This is a genomic window from Longitalea luteola (assembly GCF_017356035.1).
GTDB lineage: Bacteria > Bacteroidota > Bacteroidia > Chitinophagales > Chitinophagaceae > Niastella > Niastella luteola.
Genome location: NZ_JAFIQX010000001.1, coordinates 387,487 through 412,923 on the forward strand (window position 1 = coordinate 387,487; position 25,437 = coordinate 412,923).

At 46.2% G+C, this 25,437-nt stretch carries 19 protein-coding genes; 12 read left to right on the forward strand and 7 right to left on the reverse strand.

Going from position 1 to position 25,437, the window contains the following annotated elements; translation table 11 throughout:
* Positions 1-84: 84 nt before the first annotated feature.
* The gene (locus JUB15_RS01535) at positions 85-2,799 is read right to left on the reverse strand and encodes a PAS domain S-box protein (protein ID WP_207510501.1); all 2,715 of its coding nucleotides are present in this window, start codon (positions 2,797-2,799) and stop codon (positions 85-87) included.
* A 341-nt stretch (positions 2,800-3,140) separates the two neighbouring features.
* Between JUB15_RS01535 and JUB15_RS01540 the strand changes: the two genes are divergently transcribed.
* The 3 genes from JUB15_RS01540 (at position 3,141) to JUB15_RS01550 (ending at position 5,065) form a co-directional block, all read left to right on the forward strand.
* Positions 3,141-3,839 carry a hypothetical protein gene (locus JUB15_RS01540; RefSeq protein ID WP_207510508.1) on the forward strand — a complete coding sequence of 233 codons (699 nt, stop codon included), beginning with the start codon at positions 3,141-3,143 and terminating at the stop codon, positions 3,837-3,839.
* Positions 3,840-4,048: 209 nt separating this feature from the next.
* Positions 4,049-4,549, forward strand: a complete 501-nt coding sequence (locus JUB15_RS01545; RefSeq protein ID WP_207510516.1) for a GNAT family N-acetyltransferase — start codon at positions 4,049-4,051, stop codon at positions 4,547-4,549.
* A gap of 75 nt (positions 4,550-4,624) precedes the next feature.
* Positions 4,625-5,065 (forward strand): MarR family winged helix-turn-helix transcriptional regulator, encoded by a 441-nt coding sequence (locus tag JUB15_RS01550; protein ID WP_207510518.1) that lies wholly within the window; start codon positions 4,625-4,627, stop codon positions 5,063-5,065.
* A 59-nt stretch (positions 5,066-5,124) separates the two neighbouring features.
* Here JUB15_RS01550 and JUB15_RS01555 read toward each other — a convergent pair whose 3' ends face one another.
* The 3 genes from JUB15_RS01555 to JUB15_RS01565 all read right to left on the reverse strand — a co-directional run bounded on the left by JUB15_RS01555 (position 5,125) and on the right by JUB15_RS01565 (position 7,649).
* Entirely contained in the window at positions 5,125-5,466 is a 342-nt protein-coding gene (locus JUB15_RS01555; protein WP_207510520.1) for a HopJ type III effector protein, read from the reverse strand.
* A gap of 96 nt (positions 5,467-5,562) precedes the next feature.
* Positions 5,563-6,486, reverse strand: coding sequence for a VOC family protein (locus tag JUB15_RS01560; RefSeq protein WP_207510522.1), 924 nt, complete (start codon positions 6,484-6,486; stop codon positions 5,563-5,565).
* A gap of 59 nt (positions 6,487-6,545) precedes the next feature.
* Positions 6,546-7,649, reverse strand: coding sequence for a DNA alkylation repair protein (locus JUB15_RS01565; protein WP_207510524.1), 1,104 nt, complete (start codon positions 7,647-7,649; stop codon positions 6,546-6,548).
* Between the two features lie 198 nt (positions 7,650-7,847).
* Here JUB15_RS01565 and JUB15_RS01570 point away from each other — a divergent pair, with 198 nt between their 5' ends.
* From JUB15_RS01570 to JUB15_RS01580, 3 genes are read left to right on the forward strand one after another with little or no spacing between them, the layout of a single operon-like run.
* Positions 7,848-8,636, forward strand: a complete 789-nt coding sequence (locus tag JUB15_RS01570) for a 2Fe-2S iron-sulfur cluster-binding protein (protein ID WP_207510526.1) — start codon at positions 7,848-7,850, stop codon at positions 8,634-8,636.
* Positions 8,633-9,625, forward strand: a complete 993-nt coding sequence (locus tag JUB15_RS01575) for an FAD binding domain-containing protein (protein ID WP_207510528.1) — start codon at positions 8,633-8,635, stop codon at positions 9,623-9,625. Before JUB15_RS01570 ends, JUB15_RS01575 begins: the two co-directional genes overlap by 4 nt.
* Before the next feature lie 21 nt (positions 9,626-9,646).
* Complete coding sequence (locus JUB15_RS01580) at positions 9,647-11,800, forward strand: xanthine dehydrogenase family protein molybdopterin-binding subunit (RefSeq protein WP_207510530.1); 2,154 nt, start codon at positions 9,647-9,649, stop codon at positions 11,798-11,800.
* A gap of 93 nt (positions 11,801-11,893) precedes the next feature.
* Here JUB15_RS01580 and JUB15_RS01585 read toward each other — a convergent pair whose 3' ends face one another.
* From JUB15_RS01585 to JUB15_RS01595, 3 genes are all read right to left on the reverse strand, one after another.
* Complete coding sequence (locus JUB15_RS01585) at positions 11,894-12,424, reverse strand: hypothetical protein (RefSeq protein WP_207510532.1); 531 nt, start codon at positions 12,422-12,424, stop codon at positions 11,894-11,896.
* Between the two features lie 170 nt (positions 12,425-12,594).
* Positions 12,595-13,347, reverse strand: coding sequence for a LytR/AlgR family response regulator transcription factor (locus tag JUB15_RS01590; RefSeq protein WP_207510534.1), 753 nt, complete (start codon positions 13,345-13,347; stop codon positions 12,595-12,597).
* A complete protein-coding gene (locus JUB15_RS01595) occupies positions 13,344-15,422 on the reverse strand; it encodes a tetratricopeptide repeat-containing sensor histidine kinase (protein WP_207510536.1) in 2,079 nt (692 codons plus the stop codon). Before JUB15_RS01595 ends, JUB15_RS01590 begins: the two co-directional genes overlap by 4 nt.
* A gap of 370 nt (positions 15,423-15,792) precedes the next feature.
* Here JUB15_RS01595 and JUB15_RS01600 point away from each other — a divergent pair, with 370 nt between their 5' ends.
* The 6 genes from JUB15_RS01600 (at position 15,793) to JUB15_RS01625 (ending at position 25,436) form a co-directional block, all read left to right on the forward strand.
* Positions 15,793-16,341, forward strand: coding sequence for an RNA polymerase sigma factor (locus tag JUB15_RS01600; RefSeq protein WP_207510538.1), 549 nt, complete (start codon positions 15,793-15,795; stop codon positions 16,339-16,341).
* A gap of 47 nt (positions 16,342-16,388) precedes the next feature.
* Positions 16,389-17,825 carry a FecR family protein gene (locus tag JUB15_RS01605; protein WP_207510540.1) on the forward strand — a complete coding sequence of 479 codons (1,437 nt, stop codon included), beginning with the start codon at positions 16,389-16,391 and terminating at the stop codon, positions 17,823-17,825.
* A gap of 99 nt (positions 17,826-17,924) precedes the next feature.
* Positions 17,925-21,134, forward strand: coding sequence for a SusC/RagA family TonB-linked outer membrane protein (locus JUB15_RS01610; RefSeq protein ID WP_207510541.1), 3,210 nt, complete (start codon positions 17,925-17,927; stop codon positions 21,132-21,134).
* A 31-nt stretch (positions 21,135-21,165) separates the two neighbouring features.
* Complete coding sequence (locus JUB15_RS01615; RefSeq protein WP_207510542.1) at positions 21,166-22,917, forward strand: RagB/SusD family nutrient uptake outer membrane protein; 1,752 nt, start codon at positions 21,166-21,168, stop codon at positions 22,915-22,917.
* An 11-nt stretch (positions 22,918-22,928) separates the two neighbouring features.
* Entirely contained in the window at positions 22,929-23,813 is an 885-nt protein-coding gene (locus JUB15_RS01620; RefSeq protein WP_207510543.1) for an endonuclease/exonuclease/phosphatase family protein, read from the forward strand.
* Positions 23,814-23,822: 9 nt separating this feature from the next.
* Positions 23,823-25,436, forward strand: a complete 1,614-nt coding sequence (locus tag JUB15_RS01625) for a hypothetical protein (RefSeq protein ID WP_207510546.1) — start codon at positions 23,823-23,825, stop codon at positions 25,434-25,436.
* The last annotated feature ends 1 nt before the right edge of the window (position 25,437 follow it).

The window sequence follows — 25,437 nt, forward strand, 5'->3', positions numbered from 1 at the left end:
AATTTTTTATACATATTGCTGTAATTCGCATGCCAACTACCTATCAATGGTGTAACATACGTGCTATGATGGGTGTTTGAAACTTCACTCCGGCGCAAATACCGCTCCTGGTGAGTAATGCCTGCTAACAGGCAGTTGTATCACAAACACAGCTCCAACCCCTTCTTTGCCATGCGCATAAATTTCGCCGCCATGCCGCTCTACTATCCTTTTGCATAGCGAAAGGCCCAGGCCCGTTCCCTGGAACTCACTTTTAGCATGCAGCCTGGAAAAGGCTTTAAAGATGATGTCTGCGTAACTCTCTTTAAAGCCAATACCGTTATCCTGTAAGGTGATCTGCACTTTGTCTTTGCCCGCTTGTTCCCAGGTGATGGTAATGACCGGCGGTACATTTGGTTTGCTGAATTTCAGCGCGTTGTTTATAAGATTGGAAAATAATTGATAAAACAGGACCGATGATCCCTGTATTGTCGGCAATTCACCGAATTCAATTTTTGCATTCTTATCCTGTATGGCCAGTTCCAGGTCTGTCATGATCTGCCTGATCACTGTTGTCAGGTTAACGCTTTCGTTCAACCTGTCGTTTTCCTCGAAGGAAGAATACAGTAATATGGCATCGATCATTTCGTAAATGCGGGCCGATGCGTCTTGTATTTTGTCTAGATAAATTTTTCCTTTTTCAGGAAGGAATTGCCCGTACTCGCTGCTTAAATGATTACTGAAGATCCTGATCTTACGCACGGGTTCTTTAAAATCGTGTGATGCTACATGTGCGAATTGCTGAAGTTCCTCGTTAGAACGCTTCAACTGACGCGTGCGCTCGGCTACAAGATTCTCTAACCTTTCTTCAACCGACTTGTGTTCGTCAATATCCGTGCTGGTGCCCACCCAGCGAAGCACTTCACCGCCTGCTCCTTTGATTGGATAAACCCGTGTTAAAAACCATCGGTAATTGCCATCGTGTCTTCGCAAAGGAAAAGTGAGCTCAAAAGGTTCTCCCTGATGCAAGGCCGTTTTTAACTGGTTCACGTGGTCGACATATTGCGGATGATGAAAACTTTCCCAGCTTTTGTTCGCCATTTGCTGTGGCGTAGTGCCTGTATAATCATACCAGCGCTGATTATACCACAATATCGTGCCTGCGCTATCCGCCATCCAGGCAAGGTTTTGAATATTATTTGCCAGCGTGCGGAACTGCTCTTCTCGTTGTTTAACTTCTTCTTCAGTCCTTTTTTGTTCACTTATATCTTGTATTACGGCAATAAAATAGTCCGGGCTCCCATCTCTTTTCTTTGCCAGGGAAACCGTGAGGTTAACCCAGATGAATGATCCATTCTTCCGGATATATCTTTTTTCCATCGAATACGTCTTCAACCGGCCACTGAGCAGGCCAGCTACAAAGTGAAGGTCAGCATCCAGATCGTGGGGGTGGGTGATCTCCTGGAAGGTCTTGGCTAATAATTCTTCCCTCGTATAGCCCGCTATTTCGCACAAACGGTCATTCACCATTAACCAGGTGCCGTTGAGATCTACGTGTGCAATGCCTACAGCTGCATTTTCAAACGTGCTGCGGAACCGCTCTTCACTTTCCCTGACGGCTTCTTCGGCCAGTTTTTCAGGTGTTATATCCCGAATCACGCCTGTAAACCTGGCAGGTATATTCGCTTCATCAAAACTTGTCTTGCCTCTTGAGTGCAGCCATCGTACTTTACCGTCAGAGATACTCACAACGCGGTATTCATTGTCGTAGATCCCGCCGTATGCAGGGTCCAATGCTTCCTGAATTCTTTTATTCGCCGGCTCCCTGTCTTCCGGATGCAGCACATTGAAAAAAATGTCCAGGCTTGCCTTAGTATCAACCGGCAATCCGAACATTTGCAGCAGCCGGTTCGACATGATCAGTTCTCCTGTTTGCGGGCGATAGTCGAAATAGCCGAGATCGCCGCCTTCCAAAGCTATCCGAAGCTGCTCTTCCTTCTCCTCACTTTTCTTGCGGGCGAGTACAGAATGTGTTACTTCTGTGTATACGGTGATCACTCCTTTGATCTCCCCCTGTGATCCTTTCCACGCGGTATATACGACATCATAATAACCGGTATAAGGCTGTCCGTTTCGAATAAAATCGATGGCAACCTCCCGGCCTTCAAAAGGTACCCCGGTCTTTAAAACCTGGCGAACAATCTGTAAAGCGGGCGAATGCTCCAGTTCGGGTGATATTTCAAGTACTGGTTTTCCAAGCAACTCCTCCTGGCTTTTACCCCATACCTCGCAGGCGCTCTGGTTGGCGACCAGCACTGTAAGGTCATCGCCCTGGTACACGGTAATGCCAACTGCAGCCTGGGCCAGCAGTTCAAAGGAACGCCTTTCGTTTTCCCCGACCGTTTTGCGGGAAGCTACTTCTTCAGTAACGTCTGTTTCGAAGCCGATAACACCTATGATTTCATTATCCGACGTTCGTAAGGGCTCATATCTAAAGTTCACAAACAGCGTCTGCGTGCGTCCGCCGCGGGTGATCTTCACAGGCAGCTCATGGGCCATAAACGGTTCACCGGTGGAAAGAACATGCTGAAGGATCTGACCAAATCCATGCTCTTCAAGCTCCGGAAAAACTGTCAAAACCGGCTGATGAATAACGTCTTTATATTGCTTTCCCCACAGTTCCAGCGCTTTATCATTAGTGATCTCAATCGTGAACAAGGGGCCTTTCAGCAAGGTCATGGCAACGGGCGCCTGCCTGACAAGCGTATGTAATAGCTCCAGCTCTAAATTAATATTTGATGGCTGCCGCGAATTCATCATGGTTCGATCGTCTTTAGGGGGCTATAAATGTAAGCTGCAAGCCGTAATAATAGTTTATAATATAAGCAATTTTTAAACCAGACGAATTGTCATTTTATTACAGCTTTTTGTTCCCGGATGCTGACCTGGTGCACCTGGCCATACCCGATGGGGTAACCTGTCCAGGGAGTGAAATGCCTGGCCCTGTCAAAACCATACTTTTAATAATATAATCTCCATTTCTATAGCTTTCTGCTCTGACGTTACCATACATACGCTTTTATAAAAGCTGGCATTATAATTGACGTTTCGGCTCCACTTTCTACATCAAATCTGTTTACCAGGCAAACACAAACAAATCTATGAAGCAATTACACCAAGCTTTGTCCTTTTTTTCGTTCGTTACGCTGGCTGCATTGGCAATTTCTACAACAGGCTGCAGCAAAGGGGGTGATGACAAAGCCGACAACCCTCCGGGTAACGGTAATGAAACAGTCATTTTTACGGATAATTTCGACAATGCCAATACTGCCTTCTGGCAGCCAGGTACAAATGGGTTGGCGGTTAAAACGGTCTCCGCTGGTTTTTTCTCCCTGAAATATGGAGGCACCAGTCCCTATGTATTCAAAACCTGGTCATCAAGAAAACTTTTTGCGGACAGTGACAAAAAACAGGCAGTTGAGATTGCACAACAGCATGTAGCAGGTCATAAGTATGACAAGGGCGGACTTATTTTCGCCGTGAAGGATGCGAACTATATTCTCGGTTTCCAGGTTGGTGAGAAGGAATTTCGCGTGTACTCCCAGGTCAATGGAACCACAACCCAGCTGATCAACTGGACAACCTCCTCCGCTATCAAAAGCGCCTTGAACGAAGTGAACAAGCTGCGCATTACACTGGTGGATGGCAAACTGGCTTTTTACATCAATGACACACAGGTAGGAGTGTTGCAATCCGGTGGCGTTACGTCGCTGGATCAAGTGGGTTACGAAATAGTCAAAGGAGAAGCTCCGGAAACAACCTACAAAGTAGATTATATTAAAGCTATCACCTTGAAATGACAAAGGGCCTGGGGTTCCAGGTCAACAGGATTGCTGAAATAAAATGGCCGCCACGATACCGACAGTGGAGGCCATTTTTATTGTTGCACGTTCAAACAGGCATGCGCCCGATCGACCGGGATCAATTTTATCAGCTCCGTATAAATAGTTGCCAATGTCAACTTATTTTCCTTATTTTGTATGGAAACTTAATAATACAGGGGACAATTATGAAGACAATTGCCTTAAACGATATCGCTGTCAGGAGCGAGCTGCTTCCCGGCGATCTCGGCTATATAGCCTACATGCATGGCGACTTATATGCAAAGGAGTGTGGATACGGTTTGAACTTCGAAGCATATGTATTGGCCGGCCTGGGCGAACTGGCCCATGATTATGATGCGGAGAAAGACCGCATCTGGATGTGCGAACATGAAGGCCGCATTGTAGGCGCCCTGGTGGCACAGCACCGGGAGCGGGCTATTCAGTTAAGGTATTTTATTTTCTTACCGGAGTATAGAGGCGTTGGCCTGGGAAAAAAATTGATGGCAGAATTCATTGCGTTCATGCAGCAACGCGGTGTTACAGCCGCTTATTTGTGGACCACCGATGAACAGCATGCAGCCATTAGTTTATACACCCGTTTTGGCTTTCAACTTACCGAGGAAAAGCCTTCCAGGGCTTTCGGCAAACCGCTTACTGAAAGGCGTTACGACCTGCACCTGGCATAATGCCGTACTGTTGCTGATTGTTGTCATAGGCAACAATTTATGGCGTTACATATCCCACTAAAGCATTGCAAACACATGAAGGACAAAACCAAATTGATCCAGGATATAAGGGAATTTAACCGGTTCTATACCCGGTTGATCGGTTTGCTGGATGGACATTTACTCGATAGCGACTATTCGCTTGCAGAAGCCCGTATTCTCTATGAGATCTATGTTGGAAAACAAATAAGCGCTTCGCAGATCGTAGCCACCTTAAGTATGGATAAGGGCTATGTTAGCCGCATCCTGAAGAAATTTGAAAAGGAGGGACTGATCAATAAGCAGAACTTCTCCACCGATGCCAGGGTATCTTTACTGGCGCTCTCGGAAAAAGGGCTGAAAGTGTTTCATACGTTAAACCGTGCGTCGCACGACCAGGTGGATGCGCTGATAGCACCTTTGGCAGTCGCAAAACAAAAAGAGCTGGTCATGCACATGCAGCAGATCATGCAAATTCTAAATGGCAGCGGTAAATAGCTACTTACATAAAACCAGACGAATAAGGCTATAGATGCGATGGTCTATAGCCTTATTTATTATTTTGCCACCAGTGCCTGTCCTTCAAAGACCACTCCCGGCCAGCCATGCTTCATAAACTGCCTGATGTTTTGGTGGTCTGTTGCATCCGGCGTATTCAATACCGATCGATAATGCTCTGCAAACAAATACAGCGTATCTTCCTTGCTCAGGTTATTCAATTGTGCGAAAGAAAATACTTTAGCGCTGCCCTGGTTTTGCGTTGCCTCATTATACGCTTCGCCATTCTTGAAGGCTGTGGGCTGATGTTGATAGTACGTTTCTATAAATTCGATCACCTCTTTAAATGTAATTGAATTTGCTCTTAATTTTTCGATCAGAGTAGTTAGTTGTTCTTTCATTTAACGCATCATGTATTAATATAATAGCAGGACTACATCCCGGTTTGCCGCGCAAAAATAGAATTTAAAAACTAATAATGACCGAACGGGTCGATGCTAGCTGTTATATGCTTCTTGTAACCTGGCCAGATCCAGCTTCTTCATGGGCAGAAATGCCTGCGTTAAACGATCAATTTGTTCCTGCGTGCCATTGTTGAACATCTGCTGCATATCAGCGGGCGTAATTTGCCAGGACAGGCCGAATTTATCCTTCAGCCACCCACATTGTTCAGCTTCCGGCACGGCAGAAAGCGATTGCCAGTAATAGTCAATTTCATTTTGATCGCCACAATTCACGATAAACGAGACGGCTTCGTTGAAACCAAATTTATGGTCATGTGCGCTATCCATAGCGGCAAACCACATATCCTCCAACATGACATCGGCAAACATGACGGTCCCTTCTTTGTCTGGCGCCATTCCTGCGGGATAGCGATGTATGGAACCTTGCTTCGAGTGCCTGAAGACTGACAGATAAAAATTGATGGCTTCTTCTGCACGGCCGCAGTTCTCTTTTACAAACATCAGTGAGGGTATTATCGGTGGCCGCCGTTCTCCTTCGGGGTTGGTCAGGATCAGTTGCCATGAGAGCCCATATTTATCCATGATCCAGCCATAACGTTTGCTGAACGGATATTCATCGATCGGCATCAGCACCGTACCACCGTCCGTTAACCGGTCCCAGATCATATCTAATTTTTCCCTGGCTGCCTTGTGCTGGTCGGAGGATGAAGAGAATGATAGCGGATCAAAATTTACCATGAAAGATATGGCAGGCGTGAACTTGAAGTAGGGACCGGCACTGATAGCCATAAAGGGCTGGTTCCAGAGCTCAAAACTAACCACATCACAATCGCCCGATGGGGTGTTGCGCAGCACCATGGTGTGGGTGATCTTTGATTCGGGAAAAAGCGAAGTATAAAATTCGGCAGCTTCCCTGGCTTCCTTATCGAACCATAAATGGGGGATAATCTTTTGCATAAAAATATTTATTATCTGTTTATGATCAATAATGGGGCAATAGCGTCTTGTTTTCCCAATTATTTCAGCAAAAAACCGGCCATTGCTTTTTCTGCTCCATTAACAATTACCGATACCTGGTGGGCGCCCGGATAGAAAGTCCTGGTTGTTATCAACCTGAAGGACTGGCTGCGGTCAATGGTGGCGGTTTCCCGCGGCTGAAACAGGCGTTCACTGATCTTGAATACTTTCCTGGTAAGGGTACCGTTGGCTTTGAGGTAGTAAATGCCATATTCGATCCGTACTATTTGCGCCGTTTTGCTCTTGTTAATTACACTGAACCGGAACCGTAAGCTGCTGCCTATCTTCACCACCGGTGTTAGTACTTCCAGGCCGCTCAACTCCACATGTTGGCTTTTCAGTCCATAATGCGCCAGGATGCCTGTATGGCCTTTTTTCAACAACGTTCGGCTTCCGTGTTTAATAACTGCATCTACCTCGGCGCTGATCCCTTTCCAGGCGCGGGCAATGGAAAGAACCAGCTCAGGGTGATCCTTGGCTATATCATTGAGGCTGTTGGCTACACTGCGGCGGACTGTTTCGGAGGGATCGTTCTTCAGGTTTTCAAGGATAGGAAGTACTACACGCGGGTCTTCTATCAGCGCGGGTACACGCAGGGCCCAGGGTAGCCGCGGGCGTGAGCCCTCACTGGCCAGGCGGCGCACCGCTTCACTGCCATGCGTTGACCAGCGCACCATCTGCGCCAGCATGGGTTGATAGTACCTAAGCAGGAATGGCCTCACGGCAAACTCACAACTTACATATTGCGTGATATGTTCCAATGCCCTGACGGAATTGTCGTAGTCGTCAAGACCGAAAGTTTCAACATAATCGGGCAGGAACATGTGTTCGAGTCCGCCGCGGGGAAATTCATGTGTACGCCAACGGTCGAGAATTGCAAACAGGATTTTAACCGAAGCTGCTCCAAACTTTTCGGGCATAAAGGGATGCATACACCGCGCGGTATGTTTCATGCGCTCCTTTAACTCCATCGATTCGAAGGCATCGATAAACAGCAGACGTTTGAATTTCTTTTTATCGAATCCTTCGATGGTATGAACAAATGAATTGCACAGCCGGTCATAAAACGCCGGGGAATAAAGGTCTTTCAGCAGCGAGCTCATATTCGTAAATTGATTTGCAAAGCTATGGCGACAGTTTAGATATTTCAATAATAACGGTAATATAACAGCAAAATACCGGTGAACAGGTGGAAGGTGGTATGAAATATGTGGAAACTGATCCTGATAGCAAACAATTTTCGATGAAATCAATTATGCAGTATTTTAAAGAAGCCTTTTTTCACGAAATGCAATATGATCATGAATGAGGATACAAAAGATCCGGAACTTACCGAACAAGAAAAACAGCTTTTTCAGTCGCTGATGCCGGAAGATTATAAAGAGCTGTCGGAATTCGGCGTACAGCGCAGGCACTTTCTAAAACTGATGACCATTTTAGGCGCCGGGATGTTTACCAACTCCATGTGGGGAGATCAACAGGCTGTAGCAGCTGAGACAAACCTTCCTGAAAGCACTGCAAATTTTCTTGAAAATGCGGTGAAAGTGGTTTTCGAGGTGAACGGCTCCAAAAAGACGCTTGAGGTGGACAGCAGGATGACCTTATTGGATGCCTTGCGTGAAAGACTGCATTTGACGGGGGCTAAAAAAGGCTGTGATCATGGACAATGCGGCGCCTGCACGGTGCTCGTAGACGGAGAGCGCGTATTGTCCTGCCTAACGCTGGCCGCTACCTGCGAAGGCAGAACCGTGTTAAGCGTTGAAGGGTTGGCTACTGCGAATGGTTTGCATCCCATACAGGCTGCCTTTTTAAAACATGACGGTTTTCAATGTGGGTATTGCACGCCAGGGCAGATCTGTTCTGCAGTTGCATTGATGAAGGAGGCTAAACGGGGCGATGCCAGTTATGTTACCAGCTCCATTCGTTCTAAAAACATTGCGCTTTCCGAAGACGAGATCAGGGAACGCATGTCTGGCAATATCTGCCGTTGCGGCGCGTATCCGAATATACTTGCGGCTATCCAGGAAGTGCATAGCGGCCGGGAAGTTAAACAGGTTTGGCAATTTCAATCATCAACAGCAGCATCATGAAACCATTTAAATACAGCAGGGCTACCAGCGTGAGCACCGCTGCCAGGCAGGTATCCGCCAACTCCCAGGCAAAATTTCTTGCCGGCGGCACCAATATCATTGACCTGATGAAAGAATTCGTGGAGCGGCCCGACGAACTGGTAGATGTCACCAGGTTAAATTTATCGAACATCAGTACATTGGCAGCCGGCGGTATATCCATTGGGGCAACCGCTAAAAACGCAGCAACCGCCAATCATCCATTGATACGCCAGCATTATCCGTTGTTATCGCAGGCGATTTTGGCCGGCGCTTCTGCCCAGATAAGGAATATGGCTACCAATGGCGGGAATCTGAACCAGCGTACACGCTGTGCTTATTTTTATGATATCGCCATGCCCTGTAATAAACGGCAACCGGATTCAGGATGCAGCGCGCTCGAGGGCGTGAACCGGATGCATGCCATTGTGGGCTGGTCGAACCAGTGCGTGGCGGTGCATCCCTCAGATATGTGTGTAGCATTGGCAGCACTCGATGCAGTGGTAAAGGTGCAGGGACCTGACGGCACTGCAAGGACTATTCCCATTACCGACTATCACCGCTTGCCGGAAGATACTCCGCATCTTGACAACAACCTGCGCTCGGGTGAGCTGATCACTTCGATAGAAATACCGGCCAATAATTTTGCCGCACATAGCTATTACCTGAAAGTGCGCGACCGTTCAAGTTATGCCTTTGCCCTGGTGTCAGTGGCTGCCGCTATGGAACTGAATGGCGGTACCATTAAACAGGCGCGTATTGCTATGGGCGGCATCGCCCATAAACCCTGGCGGTTAACCGCTGCTGAAAGCTTTCTCGCAGGCAAAACGGCCACGGCCGACAATTTCAAACTGGCTTCGGAGCAGGCGCTGCAGGAGGCGAAACCGCTGGCGCATAATGCATTTAAAATAGAGCTGGGCAGGCGCAGCATCGTGCGGGCCTTGCAAATGGCGCTCGGGAATATTATTTAATGATCATTAATTGGTTAATATATGTCTGAGAATAAATTCATCGGCGCGCCTGTCAGCCGTATAGAAGGTGCGCTGAAGGTGATGGGTAAGGCGCCTTATGCAGCAGAGTTTCCGGTTAAGAACATAAGCTATGGATTTCCTGTACAAAGCACCATTGCTGCCGGTGAAATAACTGCTATCGATACCAGCGAAGCCGAAAAACAACCCGGCGTCATCAGGATCATCACCCATGAAAATGCATTGAAATTACCTGCGGGTCCGCCGGTAACGAATGCCAACCGGATGACAAGAGCCAATCCCGTTTTGCAAAACAACAAGGTGCTGTTTTTCGGTCAGTACATAGGTTTAGTAGTGGCGGAAACATATGAACAGGCACGTTATGCTGCCCGCCTCGTAAAGGTCACCTACAAGGCCGAAAAGCCCAGAATAAATTTTGATGCCTTTGCAGCTGAAGCTTATAAACCCGAAGTGATCAATGCTGGTTATCCTACCGACACCAGCTGGGGAAATGTAGCCGACGCCCTGAAACAGGCCGACGTTGTACTGAATGAGACCTATGACACCCCGATAGAACATCATCACCCCATGGAACCGCATACCTCAATAGTGTTGTTTGAAGGTGATCAATTAACCATCTATGAAGCTACGCAGATGCTGGAGCAAACAAGGCAGGGCGTTGCCAATACCTTTAATATACCGAAGGAAAATATAAAAGTATTATCGCCTTACATCGGCGGCGGATTCGGTTCCAAACTGCAACCGCGCGAGCACCTGCTACTGACAGTAATGGCGGCTAAAATGCTGAACCGTCCCGTAAAGACGGTTATTACCAGGCAAATGATGCAAACCAATGTTGGGCTAAGACAACACAACCGGCAAAAGATCAGGATGGGCGCCGACAGAAGCGGTAAACTGCTGGCCCTGGCGCATGAAACGGTGACCCATACCGCCATGAATGAAGAGTTTGTTGAGCAAACAGGCGTTATATCGCGTATGATGTATGCGGTGCCGAATTCACTGGTCACTCACCGGGTGTTTCATACCCACATCCAGGTGCCGCGGTGGACAAGAGCGCCGGGTGAAACACCGGGCAGTTTTGCGTTGGAGTCGGCCATCGATGAAATGGCCTTTGCATTAAAAATGGATCCCGTCGCTTTCAGGATAAAGAATGAACCGGAAAAAAATCCGGAGAATGGCAAGCCCTGGGCGTCGCGTTCACTTATTCAATGTTTGCAGACAGGTGCAGAAAAGTTCGGGTGGAATAAACGCAAAATGGAACCACGTTCGCATCAGCAGGGAAGATGGTTGATCGGTTATGGAATGTCGTCCGCCTCCCGCGGGGCGCCTTATCGCGAAGCTTCGGCACGCATTAAAGTAAGCAATAAAAATAAAGCAGTGACGGCGGTGGTTGAAATGGCGGCAACGGATATAGGTACCGGTTCATATACCATTATCGCGCAGGCAGCAGCAGAGAAACTCGGTTTGCCTCTGGAAAATATCAAGGTACAGATCGGTGATTCCAGTCTGCCGCCAACGCCCGGTTCAGGCGGCTCGTGGGGCGCAGGCAGTTATGCCAGCGCTGTGGCAGTCGTATGCGAACAATTAAAAGCAGAACTGCGCTCGAAGGTCAATGCCCAATTCATTAAAGGGCCATCTGTTGCCGATCTCATGATCGCCGGCAACATTAAGGAATATGAAAGTACGGGCACCGCTAAACCGTCGGCCGGGATGGCCAATTATGCGCATTTCAGCTTCGCAGCGCATTTTGCTGAAGTATGGGTTGATGAAAGCCTTGGGATCGTCAAGATCCCGCGTTTTCTTACGACTGTGGCTGCAGGTACCATTCTGAATGAAAAAACAGCACGCTCACAAATTATGGGAGGCGTAGTATGGGGCATTGGCCAGGCGATGACAGAAGAATCGTTGCTCGATGACCGCTATGGCAACTTTGTAACGCGAACACTGGCCGATTACCATGTGCCGGTGAACCTCGACGTAGGAAAAATTGATGTACATTTTCTGGCCGAAGAAGACAGGATCATCAATCAGTTAGGCGCCAAAGGTGTAGGCGAGTTAGGGATTACCAGCGTGGCGGCAGCTATTGCCAACGCCGTATTCAATGCCACTGGCAAACGTATCAGGCAGTTGCCGATAACGCCAGACAAGTTGTTGTAACGGTAAGCATGCAGTAAGACAAATTTTAAAAGTTAAACCGTGCCACGGCGTAAGACCTTGACACGGTTATTCTTTTTCATGGCTATATAAATCTTACATTTTCTCCAGCTCTTCCAGCACATCCATTTCCCCTGCCAGTACCCTGACTGTTTTAATCCGGGTATTGTCTTCAATTTTTACCAGGTACGCGGTTTGGTTGTTAATGGTAACTTCGATCACCAGGAAAATAGTGAAGTCGTAATATGCGGATTTTACCAGGTGCCGCACCTCAGCGGGTAATGTATATTCGTCATAATAACGGATCGTAGCTATGTGTTTCCCTTTCCTGTTATAAAATACTTTGGTCTCGATGTCATCGCTGAAAAAATGAACCAATGATTCGCCGTTGCGCAACCGGGTCCATCCTGCATTGGTAGCATTTGGAAATGCTGTAATAAAGTTTGTAACCGCATTGGGCTGCATGGTGGCAGCATCTTTAGTTTCATTGGATCTAAAGTGGTTGTTTGATTCAGAAAGATAATCCGCCCTGAACTTCTTGTTGTTAAATGCAAACTGGGCGTGCGTACTGCTTGCTGTCGTGGTCAGTAAAGCGATGGCCAGACCAAAAGGGATGATTTTTTTCATGGCTATACTTTTTAATTTGAGTGTTGAGGTGAAATAACACGTCAAAAATAAGTTGCTGCAAAAGCCATTGAAAGTGACACTGAGTAATTGGCAATTTTTGTAGGATAATTGACGATACCAAAAATGCCGGAAGCGGGAAGTTAAAATGCATTTGGCAAGATAAACAAAGATCAATGTTTATGCGGTTGCAATTTTTTCAACAGCACTTCTTTTCTGCTGCGCGAAACAGGCACTGTTGAACCATCGATCATCATAAGGTAACCGCCTTCACCTTTAATGTATTTGTCTACCTCGTTCAGGTTCACCAGGAAGGAATGATGCACCCGCAGGAAGAAGTATTCGTCCAGCATTTCCTCTATTTCTTTCAACGTACGCGATGCAATTACTTTTTGTTTGTCCTTTAATGTCAGGGTAGTATAGTTACTGTTTGAGGTGCAGCTGATAATGGAATCAACTGCTATCATTTGCAAACCTTCCACCGTAGGCAATGCCATTTTTTGAATGCTGGTTACAGGCGTCTTGATCTTTTGCAAAAGGATCTCGAATTGCTGGGGCAATGGTTGTAAAAGGTGCTGTATGGCTTTATGTACGGCTCTTTGCAGCTCTTCCCGGTCAATAGGTTTCAGCAAATAATCCAATGCACTGAACTTAATGGCTTTAATGGCATATTGATCGTAACTGGTAGTAAAGACCAGTTGAAAATTTATTTCCGGCAGTTTTTGCAACAGCTCAAAGCCATTCATCTGTGGCATTTCAATATCCAGAAATACCAGCTGGGGTTCTTTTGCCTTTATCGTTTGTAAAGCGGTTGTTCCGCTAAAACAGGTGTCAAGTACATGTACCTGGGGGCAATACCGGTCGAGTAAGGTAGCCAGGCTTTCGCAGCAATAAGGCTCATCGTCGATTATAATGGCATTGATCATATATTAGTTTTTACCCGTATGGTTAACAATACCCGGGTGCCGGTGGCATGCCCGTTCTTATCGAACAGGTCTTCCACTTCCAAGACGTTCTGCGGGTCTTTTACGCCATTGAATAATGCCAGTCTTTCCCGGGTGATCTTTAACCCCATTGATTTTTGTTTTTCAGCCGATTTGCTTTTCAATGTTGTAGCTGCTTTCCGGCCTATGCCATTGTCAATAATGGAACAATGTAACAGGCCGTTGCCTGCGCTGAATGTAATGCTCAGCTGTTTCTCACCTTCTTTATGCAACAGGCCATGCCAGATGGCATTTTCTGCAAATGGCTGTAATAACAGCGGTGGAATATAAATGAAGGCGGCATCCACTTCATTTTTAAAAATAATGGTATAATCAAAAGCGTTCTTAAACCGTAAGCGTTCCATATCCAGGTACAGCTGCAGCATCTCCAGTTCCTCTTCCAGCGTGATCACCGGTTCCTTTGAGTTGTGCATGACCATTCTGATTAACCGGGCAAATTTGGTGAGGTAATCAGACGCCGTCTCTGATTCATTTTTCAGGATAAAGCTATTGATGGAGCTGAGGCAGTTAAAGATAAAGTGAGGGTTCATCTGGGCGCGCAGGGCCTGCATTTCCAGCTCAGTGGTTTGCTGTTGAAAGGCGGCCTGTTTACTTTCATTTTCCAGCTTTTGAATGTGCAGCTCGTTTTGCAGGATCTTTCGTTTCAGCATAATGAACCGGATAATAATAACACCCAATAGCAGGATGATCCCGATGCCAATGATAAGCATTCGCCTGTGCTCCAATGACCGTTTTAAATGCTGTTGCTGTAACTGGTTCTCTTTGTCAAGCAGTTTTATTTGTTCCTCGTAGCGGTAGGCGGTGAGTTTTGCCTTTAACTGATCATTGGCCATGGATTCCTTCCAGTAAACATATTTCCGGTAATAGAAATTGGAGCTGTCGGCCTGTTGCATCCGTTCAAAGGTGGTAGAGAGGATCAGGAATCCGTCGCGGATAAATTGTTTGGCTTTGGTTTGAAGCGCTATGGCCAGCCCATCGCGCCCGTATTGTAAAGCGGCTGCATTATTTCCCAGGGCGAGATAGGTTTTCCCCAGGTCGAGCAGTGCCCGCATGATCTCGTTCCGGTCATTTAGTTTTATGTGCTCTGCCAGGCCAAGTTGAAAGTTTTTCAGGGCATTGTGATAATCCTTTTGCAGAAAATAACATTCGCCGGTACTGATCCAGTACACCCGCAGATAAGCTGCCTTATCTACTGACGGCTTGAATAAATTGTAATAATACCAGGCAGAATCAAATTGGTTCAAATGGCTGAAAACCTCTGCGAATTCCATTTTAAACCAGATATCGATATCGCCTTGGATCCGCTCATTGCGGATCTCATCATCATCCATTTGCAGCACCCTGCGAAAATAGATCAGGGCATTGGGAAAGTCTTCTATCTGTGCATACAATTGGGCGATGTGATATAATGAGGTTGAGATCGATACTTTGTTTTTTGTTGTTAATGCCAGTTCATAACCTTGCCTGGCCATCAGGAAACTTTTCTCATAATTGCCGGTTGACCGGTGAATGGCCGACAACCAGGTCAATGCGTGGATAAGGCCGAGCAGACTGTTCTTTTGTTTGGCGAAGGCATAGTTCTTTTCTGTGTAGTAAAGAGCTTCTTCGAACCGGCTTTGTGCAAATACAGCGAAAGCGACGTAGTCATACACTTTATTAATACCTTCTTTATTTGCCGTTCTATCATACCAATAAAGCGACTCCTTGCCCCATTTTTCAGAATTAATGAAATCGTCATCAAAATGTTTGGCAATTTGTGATCTTCGGGCGAAGCTGACGGCAAGGCCGTAGTTATAATTCAATGACCTTGCTTTATCGCCGGCCTGGGTGGCATAGTATTCAGCAGCGTCCTTTTTCTCCAGTAGAATATAGGCATTGCTCAATGCGTTCAGGCAGTCAATTTGATGGGTGTCTTTTGCAAGCAGCAAAACTTTTTTAAGGCTATCGATATTTTGTGCAGCAGCAGGAAAAGCTGCCGGCACAATAAACAATATCATAAACAGTGGTCGCATGCTCGATTTCCGTATAAGCTTAAATCTAGGTATTCATGCAGGTAAGCGGAAACGACAATGAGCCGTTGACTGGTTTAAAACGATAATTTGTAAAGGGCAGGGAGTAACCGGAAGCCTGAAAAAGCACTACAAATCTTATAAATAATTTTTAATAATAGCCATGCAAATCTCAATGGCTTGATTTTTAATTACATAAAAAGAAGCTGCGATTGTCTTGCTTCTTTTTTTCAATGATTAGTAAATTGTTTCATCAGCTGTTTTACACAGATGCCGATTATTTATAATTTCTTAAAATAAAAATAATCGTTTAGATTAGATAACTATATAGGTTTGCGACTCAATTTAAAGCCCTGTTATGTTAAGTAGTCTGAAGGAGGGAAATCATAATGCTTTTACAGATGTCTTCGACATATGGAAGCATAAAGTGTATTCCTACTTCCTGAAAAAAACCAAACAGGCAGAAATTGCCAAAGAGCTCACCCAGGATACTTTTATCAAATTATGGAAATACCGCGCGCAAATGGATGAGGCAATGGGCCTTGATCAACAAATTTTTCAGAAAGCCCGGCAGGTCTACATTGACTGGCTTAGAAAAGAAGCCAGTTATCGCCAGCATTTCTATACGCCGGAAAATATACTCACCCAGTCATCTTCCACCGGGCATAATAACAGCCATGAGATCCGCGATGCTATCCATTCGGCGCTGAACAGGTTGCCTGAGAAGCGAAAGCAGATCTTTGAATTAAAGCATGTACACGGCTACTCTTATAAAGAAATAGCCCAATTGCTGGGTATTTCCACAAAAACTGTTGATAGCCAGTTGCTGAAAGCCCTTAGCCAGCTCCGGAAAACGCTGAGTAACTCGCAGTTTGTAATTATCTACATTTTATTTTTCATGGACTAGGGGAAACACAAATTCCGCACGTACTACTTCTTATAATTGATCCCCGTTTGAAAAAAAGAGACCTCGTTATAAAGTTTCTGAGTAATCAATGTACTGCCGAAGAAGCGGAAGAGGCGATGCAGTTCATTACCGAGAACCCCGGTATTCTGGAGGAGTTGTCGCCCGCCTCGGAATGGGATACTGATCAAACGGCGATAATACCACAAGAAACAGCAGAGGATATTTGGCGGCATGTAGCCGCAGCTACGAGGAAAGGTAAGATAACGGCTATGTGGAAACCACTGGCGGTGGCCGCAGCTGTTATTACTTTAATTATTGGCGCTTTTATATTCATGCCCCCGGTACCAAAGCAGCAGGCTATTGTTGCAGTGGATCAACCGGTAAGTGCACCGGCGTTCGATACGGTTATTAATGAAAGCAATGGTGTACGTCAATTATTGCTGGCCGACGGTTCACGCATCAAATTATATGCAAGATCCTCAGTGATCTATTCAACCCCCTTTACAGCTAAAAGAGACATCTTTTTAACAGGTAAAGCTGTTTTTCATGTGGCTAAAGATCCCAGGTCGCCATTTGTTGTTCACAGCGGAGCCATTACCACAACGGCGCTGGGTACTGTTTTCCTGGTTAATGCCGGCGAGGCAGCAACCGGTATCAATGTGCAATTGTATGAAGGAAAAGTGGTAGTAAGATCTGTGGATGCGCAGTTGTCTATCGGCGATACTTATCTGCTCCCGGGGGAACAATGTAATGTGGATCTGGCGCTGGCAAAGGTTGAAGTATCGAGGATCCAGGAACTGGCGAGTAATAAAAACAACCGTGGTTTAATGGCAAAGCCTGTTAAAGAAAATGAAGCCGGCCAACTGGCGCTCGATTTTGAAAAAGTGCCACTGGAAACAACATTCAAACGGCTGCAAAGAATATTTGGAAAAGAGATCGTATTTAATGGTAATAATAAAGCGCAGGATCTTTTTACCGGCCATTTCGATCAAAGCGATTCATTATCGCAGATCTTACAGATCATCGCTGGTATGAACGGTTTACAGGTACAGCAGGAAGGTAATACATTCAGACTTTCTCCAAAAGCAGCAACAACGAATGCAACGTCGCCGCAAATCAGCGGGGGACCCCGTGATGTAGCGGCTCCTGAAATTATTCCGGTGCCGGCAGTAATTCCTCCTGCGGCCGTAGACAGCAGCAGGGATATTATTTTGCCAGATGCAAACACTATGCGCATTGTGGATCTGCCAACAGGCAAAGACTATAGAAAAGTGCCGCTGTCTATGGTGTTTGACCAGATCGCAAAAACAAACAACGTAACAATAAAGTACCAGCAGGAACAAATACAAAAATTATATTTTACTGGTACCATCCCCAATGATAATTCGTCTATCGATATGCTTCCCGTTATATGCCGCATGAACGGTTTGAAGCTGATAAAAAGGAAAGGCGGTGAATATACTGTTAAGTTGGCAAAGCAGTAGGTACTTATCGATCTATAAACAATATATTTTACTAAACAATCAACAATGAAAGTTGGACTAACTTGTCTCCGACGGGCAGGGGCATGTTTATTACTATTTTTGCTGCTGTCATCCGCATTGAAAGCCCAAACGGGTGCCATAACAGGAACTGTACTGGATGAAAAAGGCATGGTAATGGCCAATGTGACGGTTACGGCTATCAACGCATCCGATACTGTTTCCCGGTATCTAACGAGCACCAACATCAATGGTATTTTCAGTTTTAACCAGCTGCAAACGAATACCTCTTATCATTTCCGGTTTTCTTTTATCGGGTATCAGCAGTATGATGTAAAGAACTTTCTGATCAAGGCGGGCGAAAGCAATTCTATAATGGTAAAGATGAGTCCTGCGCAGGCCAGCAGCCTGGAAGAAGTCGTACACATCGGATACGGCACGCAAAAGAAAATGAATTTAAGTGGTGCTGTGCAGCAAATTGCCGGTGATGAGCTGCGCGACCGGCCGGCTACCAATATTACCACGCTCTTACAGGGGGTAGTGCCTAATCTCAATGTCCGGGTGTCGAGCGGAACGCCTGGCCAGATGGGCACGTTTAATATCAGGGGTATTGCTTCAACCGGCGGCCCTCAGGAACCGTTGGTCATTATCGATGGCGTGCCTGGCACGCTCGACCGGCTGAACCCGGAAGAAGTGGAAAGCATCAGTGTATTGAAAGATGCATCGGTGGCAGCCATCTATGGCGCCCGTGGCGCATTTGGCGTAATACTCGTTACAACGAAAAGCGGGAAGTCGGGAAAAACAGTTATCCGCTACAACAATAACCTGGGATTTTCAACCCCAACCGTAAGTACCGATTTTCTGACAAACGGATACGACTGGATGCGCCTGAACGATGCCGCCCTGGCGCATGTAGGCGGATATTCCGGGTATACAGAAAGGGATTACCAGGAATTATATGCGAGGCGCAATGACAAAACCGAGGACCCGTCCCGGCCATGGGTAACTATCCAGAACCGGAACGGGAAAGACCAGTATGTTTACTATGGTAATTATGATTGGTGGGATATCATGTTCACGAAATGGCAGGCATCGCAAAGCCATAACATCTCCATCAGCGGCGGTACAGAAACGGTTAGTTATATGATCAACGGTAATATCAAATCGAAAGATGGTATTATGCGGATGAACACCGATAAATACAGTGCAAAAACACTGCGTACCAAAATAAGTGCCAGGCTCAATCCATGGTTACGCGTTTCGAATAACACGAATTTGTACCATAATAACTATACTTACCAGGGACGGGAAGGGGGTGGAACCGCCAACTTTACGCATGTTAACGTGCATGCATCGCCGGCTTATGCTCCCATTAATCCGGATGGTACTGCTTCTTACAGGACCGGACTGAACAACTACGATATAGGCGACGGTATCTTCGCCATGCTCATCAATGGCAATACCAGAGGGGTAGATAAAAAGTATGAGCTCACCACTATTAATGAAGTAGTGGTGACCCCGTTGAAGAACTGGAACATTACCGGTAACTATAGCTTTAACTTATATACAGACCCCAGGTTCTACCGGCAAACACCTGCAACATATTCTTTGTATCCGGGTATAGTAGAGATTGCCCCGAAGTACAGCGTGGATATGTTGAAGGAAACACAGCAGTTCAACCAACGGCATGTGGTGAACGTGTATTCTGATTATTCAACCTCGTTCAATAAAGATCATCACCTGAAAGTGCTGGTGGGCTATAACCAGGAATTGCATATTGATAAGCAGGTGCGTGCAGAAAGAAATAATCTGACTGCCGAAGACCTGAACGATCTTAACCTGGGTACGGGCGAGCAGCGTGCTTTCGGGGGTTCTTCTGAGGTAGCGCTGATCGGCGCTTTTTACAGGCTTAGCTACGACTATAAGGGAAAATATATTGTGGAGACCAATGGACGTTACGATGGTTCGTCCCGTTTTCCCAAAAAGGATCGCTGGGGCTTTTTCCCGTCCATGTCTGCCGCTTGGCGTATCAGCCAGGAACCTTTCTTTGATCGCATGCTCCATATCGTGAGCGATCTGAAGATCAGAGCGTCGATTGGCTCATTGGGTAACCAGCAGGTGGATAGCCGCTATCCATACATTTCCAGTATGAACCCGGCTACAGCTTCTTATATCCTCGATGGACAAAAAGCTAACTATTACAGTCCGGCTAACCCCGTATCAGCCAGCTTAACCTGGGAAATGGCTACTACTTACAACGGCGGCATTGACATCGCTTTATTCAAGAACAGGCTGAACATCAGCTTTGATAAATTTGTTCGTATCACCGACAATATTCTGGCTGCCGGTGTTAAGATCCCCAATGTATATGGCGCCACACAGCCTGCAGAGAATGTGGCCAGCATTGAAACAAAAGGATTTGAGCTGGCGGTGAACTACCGTGATCAATTCCGGTTATTGTCAAAATCCTTTAAGTATGGCTTTGTAGTTGCGTTAAGCGATAATCATTCCACCGTAAAAAGAATTAACAACCCCACTGCCCTTACCAACAGCTTATACGAGGGGAAAAAAATGGGCGAGATCTGGGGTTACATAACAGATGGTTTTTTCCTTACAGATGCAGAAGCGAAGACCTACCCGGTTAACCAACAGTTTTTAAACCGCGTTCGCCTCGATAATAATATTCCTTTGCGTGCAGGTGATCTTCGCTGGGTAGATCTGGATAAAAACAATGTTATCAATTCCGGCGCCAATACCATCTATGATCCGGGCGACCAACGGGTAGTAGGTAATAATACGCCGCGTTATTCTTATTCGTTCGGTGGCAACGCCAGCTGGAACAATATTGATATTAGCTTCCTGTTCCAGGGCCTGGGTAAAATGGATTGGTATCCTGGCAATAATGCGGATCGTTTCTGGGGGCCTTATTCCCGCCCGTATTTCTCTTTTATTCCCAAGGATTTTGAAAAAGATGTATACACTGCCGACAATCCCAACGCCTATTTTCCGAATCTCTTAGCGTATGTAGCACTGAATGCGAACAATGAACTGCGTGCAACGAATAACCGCTACATTCAGGATCTGGCTTACATCCGGCTGAAGAATCTCACGATTGGGTATACGCTTCCCGGGCAGCTTACCCAGCGAGCCGGCATAAAAGGATTGCGCTTCTTTGCCAGTGGAGAGAATATTTTCACTGCCACCAAACTAAGATCGGCTTATATCGATCCGGAGCAGGCGATGGCGCAGATCGACGGAAGGGTGTATCCATTTAGTAAAACATTTTCACTTGGAATTGATATCACCCTGTAATCCTGTTGTGTTTTACCCAAAAAAATTCAAGATGAAACTGAGTTCTAAATTGATTATAGCTGCAAGCCTTATATCTTTCACCAACTGTTCGAAGGATTATTTAGAACGTTACCCTACGGATCAGGTAACGCCGCAGAACTTTTTCAGCAGCGAGAGCGCCTTCATTTCCTATACCAATGGATTTTACCCGCAATTCCCTGACGCAGCAGCAATATACGGCGAGTCAGTGGATAATATTGTCAAGTCAACCGTGAATGCAGAAGTGAGTGGCACAAGGATCGTTCCCACAACAGATACCAAATGGGGATGGGCAGACCTGCGCAGCATTAACTTCCTGTTGAATAATCCCAGCGCCATTAATTATAAAGATGCCGCCGTTCGTGATCGCTATTTTGGACTGGCGCGTTTTTTCAGGGCACAATTTTATTTTGAAAAAGTAAGATTGTATGGTGATGTGCCCTGGTATAGCATTGTATTGGAGAATACTGATCTGGACAACCTGATGAAGCCAAGGGATTTCCGCGTGTTGATCATTGATTCTGTCCTGGCCGACCTCGACTTCGCCATAGCACATTTACCTGCTACCAAAAGTGTAGAACGCGTCACCAAATGGACCGCATTGGCTTTAAAAAGCAGGGTGGCCTTGTATGAAGGCACCTGGCGAAAATACCATACTGAATTTGCTTTGCCCGGCGCCGATCGGTTGTTGACGCTGGCTGCAGAAGCGGCAAAGACCTTTATAGAAGAAAGCGGGTATACCATTTACAATAAGACGACCGGCCCTTCCGGTAAACCTTACCAGGATCTTTTTGCTACGATCAATGCAGATGGCGTAGCGGACGAAGTAATACTGGCAAGACGGTATTCCAATGAACAGGCATTGCGGCATGGGCTCCAGTTTTATATCACTTCCAGAACACAGGGTAAACCCGGCCTTGAAAAAAGCCTGGTAAACAGTTATCTCATGGCCGATGGTTCTCGCTTTACCGATATACCGGGTTACCAGACCATGCAGTTTTATGATGAGGTTCAGAACCGTGACCCAAGGCTGGCGCAAACCATTCGTACGCCGGGCTATACGCGTATCGGGCAAACTGCCTCTCTTGCGCCTGACTTTGAATCAACCATGACCGGTTATCAACCGATCAAATGGATGAATAACGTTTCCATGGATGGTAATAGCCAGTCGTATCACGATATGGTATTGTTCCGTGCCGGCGAAGTACTGCTGAACTACGCAGAAGCAAAAGCAGAGTTAGGCACCATCACGCAATCAGATATAGATATGTCTGTTAAGAAACTGCGCGACAGGGTAAATATGCCTAACCTGAACCTGGCAGCAGCAAACGCCAATCCTGATCCATACCTGGCGAACATGTATAAAAACGTCATCGGCGACAATAAAGGGGTTATCCTGGAAATACGAAGGGAACGAAGAATTGAACTGGTAATGGAAAACAACCAGCGTTGGGATGATATTATGCGATGGAAAGAAGGTCATTTGTTGACCAGGCCCTTTTTAGGCATGTATTTTCCGGGAGCCGGAAAATATGACCTGAACCGGGATGGCAAAGTAGATGTAGAAATATATGACGGCGCAAAACCACCGGCAACCGGTCCATACCAGATTGCCAGCAGCGAGCTTACCCAGTCAACCGGCGGTTATATCCTGACGAACAGGAACATTACCAAAACATTCCGCGAAGACAGGGATTACTTATGGCCTTTGCCTATTGAGGACCGGGAGCTTAATGAAAATCTTACACAAAACCCTAACTGGTAATAATACGTACTATGGTAAAGCACAAATTTTTAAAATGCTTTCTGGCAGCCCTGGCCCTGGTAATACACGGTGGTTGCAATAAGGATCCGTATATGCCCGGTAACGCGCCAACCTATATAGAGCTGATCAATAATGTGAACACCTACGGCAAGGAGAATGATAATGATCCGGTGTTGAGCAGTATTAAAGTTATGACGTACAATATTCACACTGCCGAACCACCCGCTGCGCCTGGTGTGGTGAATATAGACGCCATTGCCAAAGTGATCAGGGATGAAGCGCCTGATATCGTTTTTTTACAGGAGGTAGATAAGAATACCGGTCGTAACGGGTATACCAAAGACCAGTCGGCTGAATTGGGCGCTCTTACAAAAATGAACGTGGCCTATTTTTCCGCTATCAATTATATGAAAGGCTTTTATGGGGTCGCTATTCTGAGTAAATTTCCCATGAGCCATATCCGGAAACAGCTGTTGCCAAAAGGTAATGCCGCCGAAGAGCAGCGGGTGATCGGCCTGGCGCAGGTAGATCTTCCCGGTAAAGACTCCCTGTTGGCCATGGTAACGCACCTGCAACATGACAACGAAGCATCCAGGCTGTTACAGGTAAGAGAACTGGTCAACGTCGCTTCCTCAATTACAATCCCGGTCGTGATGGGCGGTGATCTGAACGAACGGCCTTCAGCCACAGATTTCATCAACGTTTTAGATGGTGGCTTTACCAGGACTTGTACAAGCTGCCCGAACACTTTCCCGGCCAGTAATGCCACTGCCGTAATTGACTACCTGGCTTATAAACCAGCAGCCAGATTCAGCGTAATGAATCATAAAGCGGTCATGGAAACCTATGCATCGGACCATTTACCGGTGATCAGTGAATTAAAAATAAACAGATAAAATATATATATGAGATCTATATTCCACTACAGTGCAATAAGCCTGTTATGGTTGTTTATTGCAGGTGGTTGTAAAAAGGTGGACGATCAATCCGGTTCGAAGCCTGTTATTACTATTGGTGAAAAATATACAAACATTGAAGGACTTAATGAAGGGGATCAGTTGCGTATTCCTGTCGAGGTTCATTCCCCATTGGGTATTAAACGGCTGGCCTGGTACCTGATCACCAAAACAGCCAACGGCACAAGCGCTGGCGACCCGGTTGCTGTTGATCGCACAGATGCGCCTACAAACCTCACCGATACGATCCGGCTCACTGTAACGGATAATTTTCTGGAGCTGGTGGTCATCGCTTTTGACGTTCAACATAACAATAGTGAAATACATATTGCTACTGACAATATCCGTTCAGTACAGGCCATCCAATTCAAAGATGATGTTACCCACCGGGAATCGGTGTTTGAAGGTAAAAAACTGTTGATAGAAGGAAAGGTGATTTCTGAATTCGATCTGTCGGCCATCAGCTACCAAACCATCCGGCAGGGAACGGTGTCAGCAGCAACGGCTGTTGCCATCACCGATAAACGGAATGCACCGTTTGCCATAAATGTAAGTGTGACTACCGGTTTATCTGGCATTATCATCAATACTGAGAATGTACATGGTGCGGTGGTAAAAGATACGTTTACCATCGGCAGGGTACAGGATGATGCCGTGGTGATCTCACTGGCCAGCAATAGTACTACCATTGAAAAAATGTATACTACCGTAAATAATACAGTGAGCGGGAACGTATTTTCCGGAACAGCCATCACCGGTTTAACCTATGCCTTAAAAAAGGGCGGTGTCTACGGTAACGAGATCACTTTACCGGTAGGTAATCCTGCGGATGAGTTTCCCTTTTCATTTAACTTTATGGGGGAAAACGGTATTGAAGCCGTGCGGATCACCGGCATAAATGCGGGCGGTAAAAAAGCAGAAGCGGAATTCAGGGTTGCCAAAGTATACAGGCCACTGAAACTGTTTAAAAACATCGTTTTGACAACGGAGATAGGATCGGGGAAAAACAATTTCTTTTCTGCCTACCAAGCGCCGCATGTTTTCAGTATAGATAATGCCGCGGCGTATGATGAAATGATTGACCTTGGGTTCTTTAAATATTCCGCTTCCAGCAACAACATTATGCCGCCCGCAGTATTTACTGCCGGAACCGCTTATGCGAGTGCAGTTGCTCCTTATATGACAGGTTTCGATAAGGCGCCCTACACATTGGTTACCGCTAACCGGCCCAGTGTAAATAACACTTCCTTTGATACGCTGCAGTGGGATACGCAATTGATGGAGCACGTGGCCGCTAAAGTGGCCGCACCGGTAGCACAGGGCGGCGAAAACTATAATATTTACGGTACCAATCGCAGAACCAATAATGTATTCAATGTGGGACAGGGTTTTTATATCGGATGGGGCCAATGGGATCCTATCAACAACCAGTCCTTTGGATTAGTGATCGTCCGGGATTACCAGGTGAATGGTGCTTATGCTACCATTACCCTCGATATAAAAGTGCCGGAAGAAAACCAGCGAATAAAATACAACCCGGTATCATTGTTTAATTACCCATAAC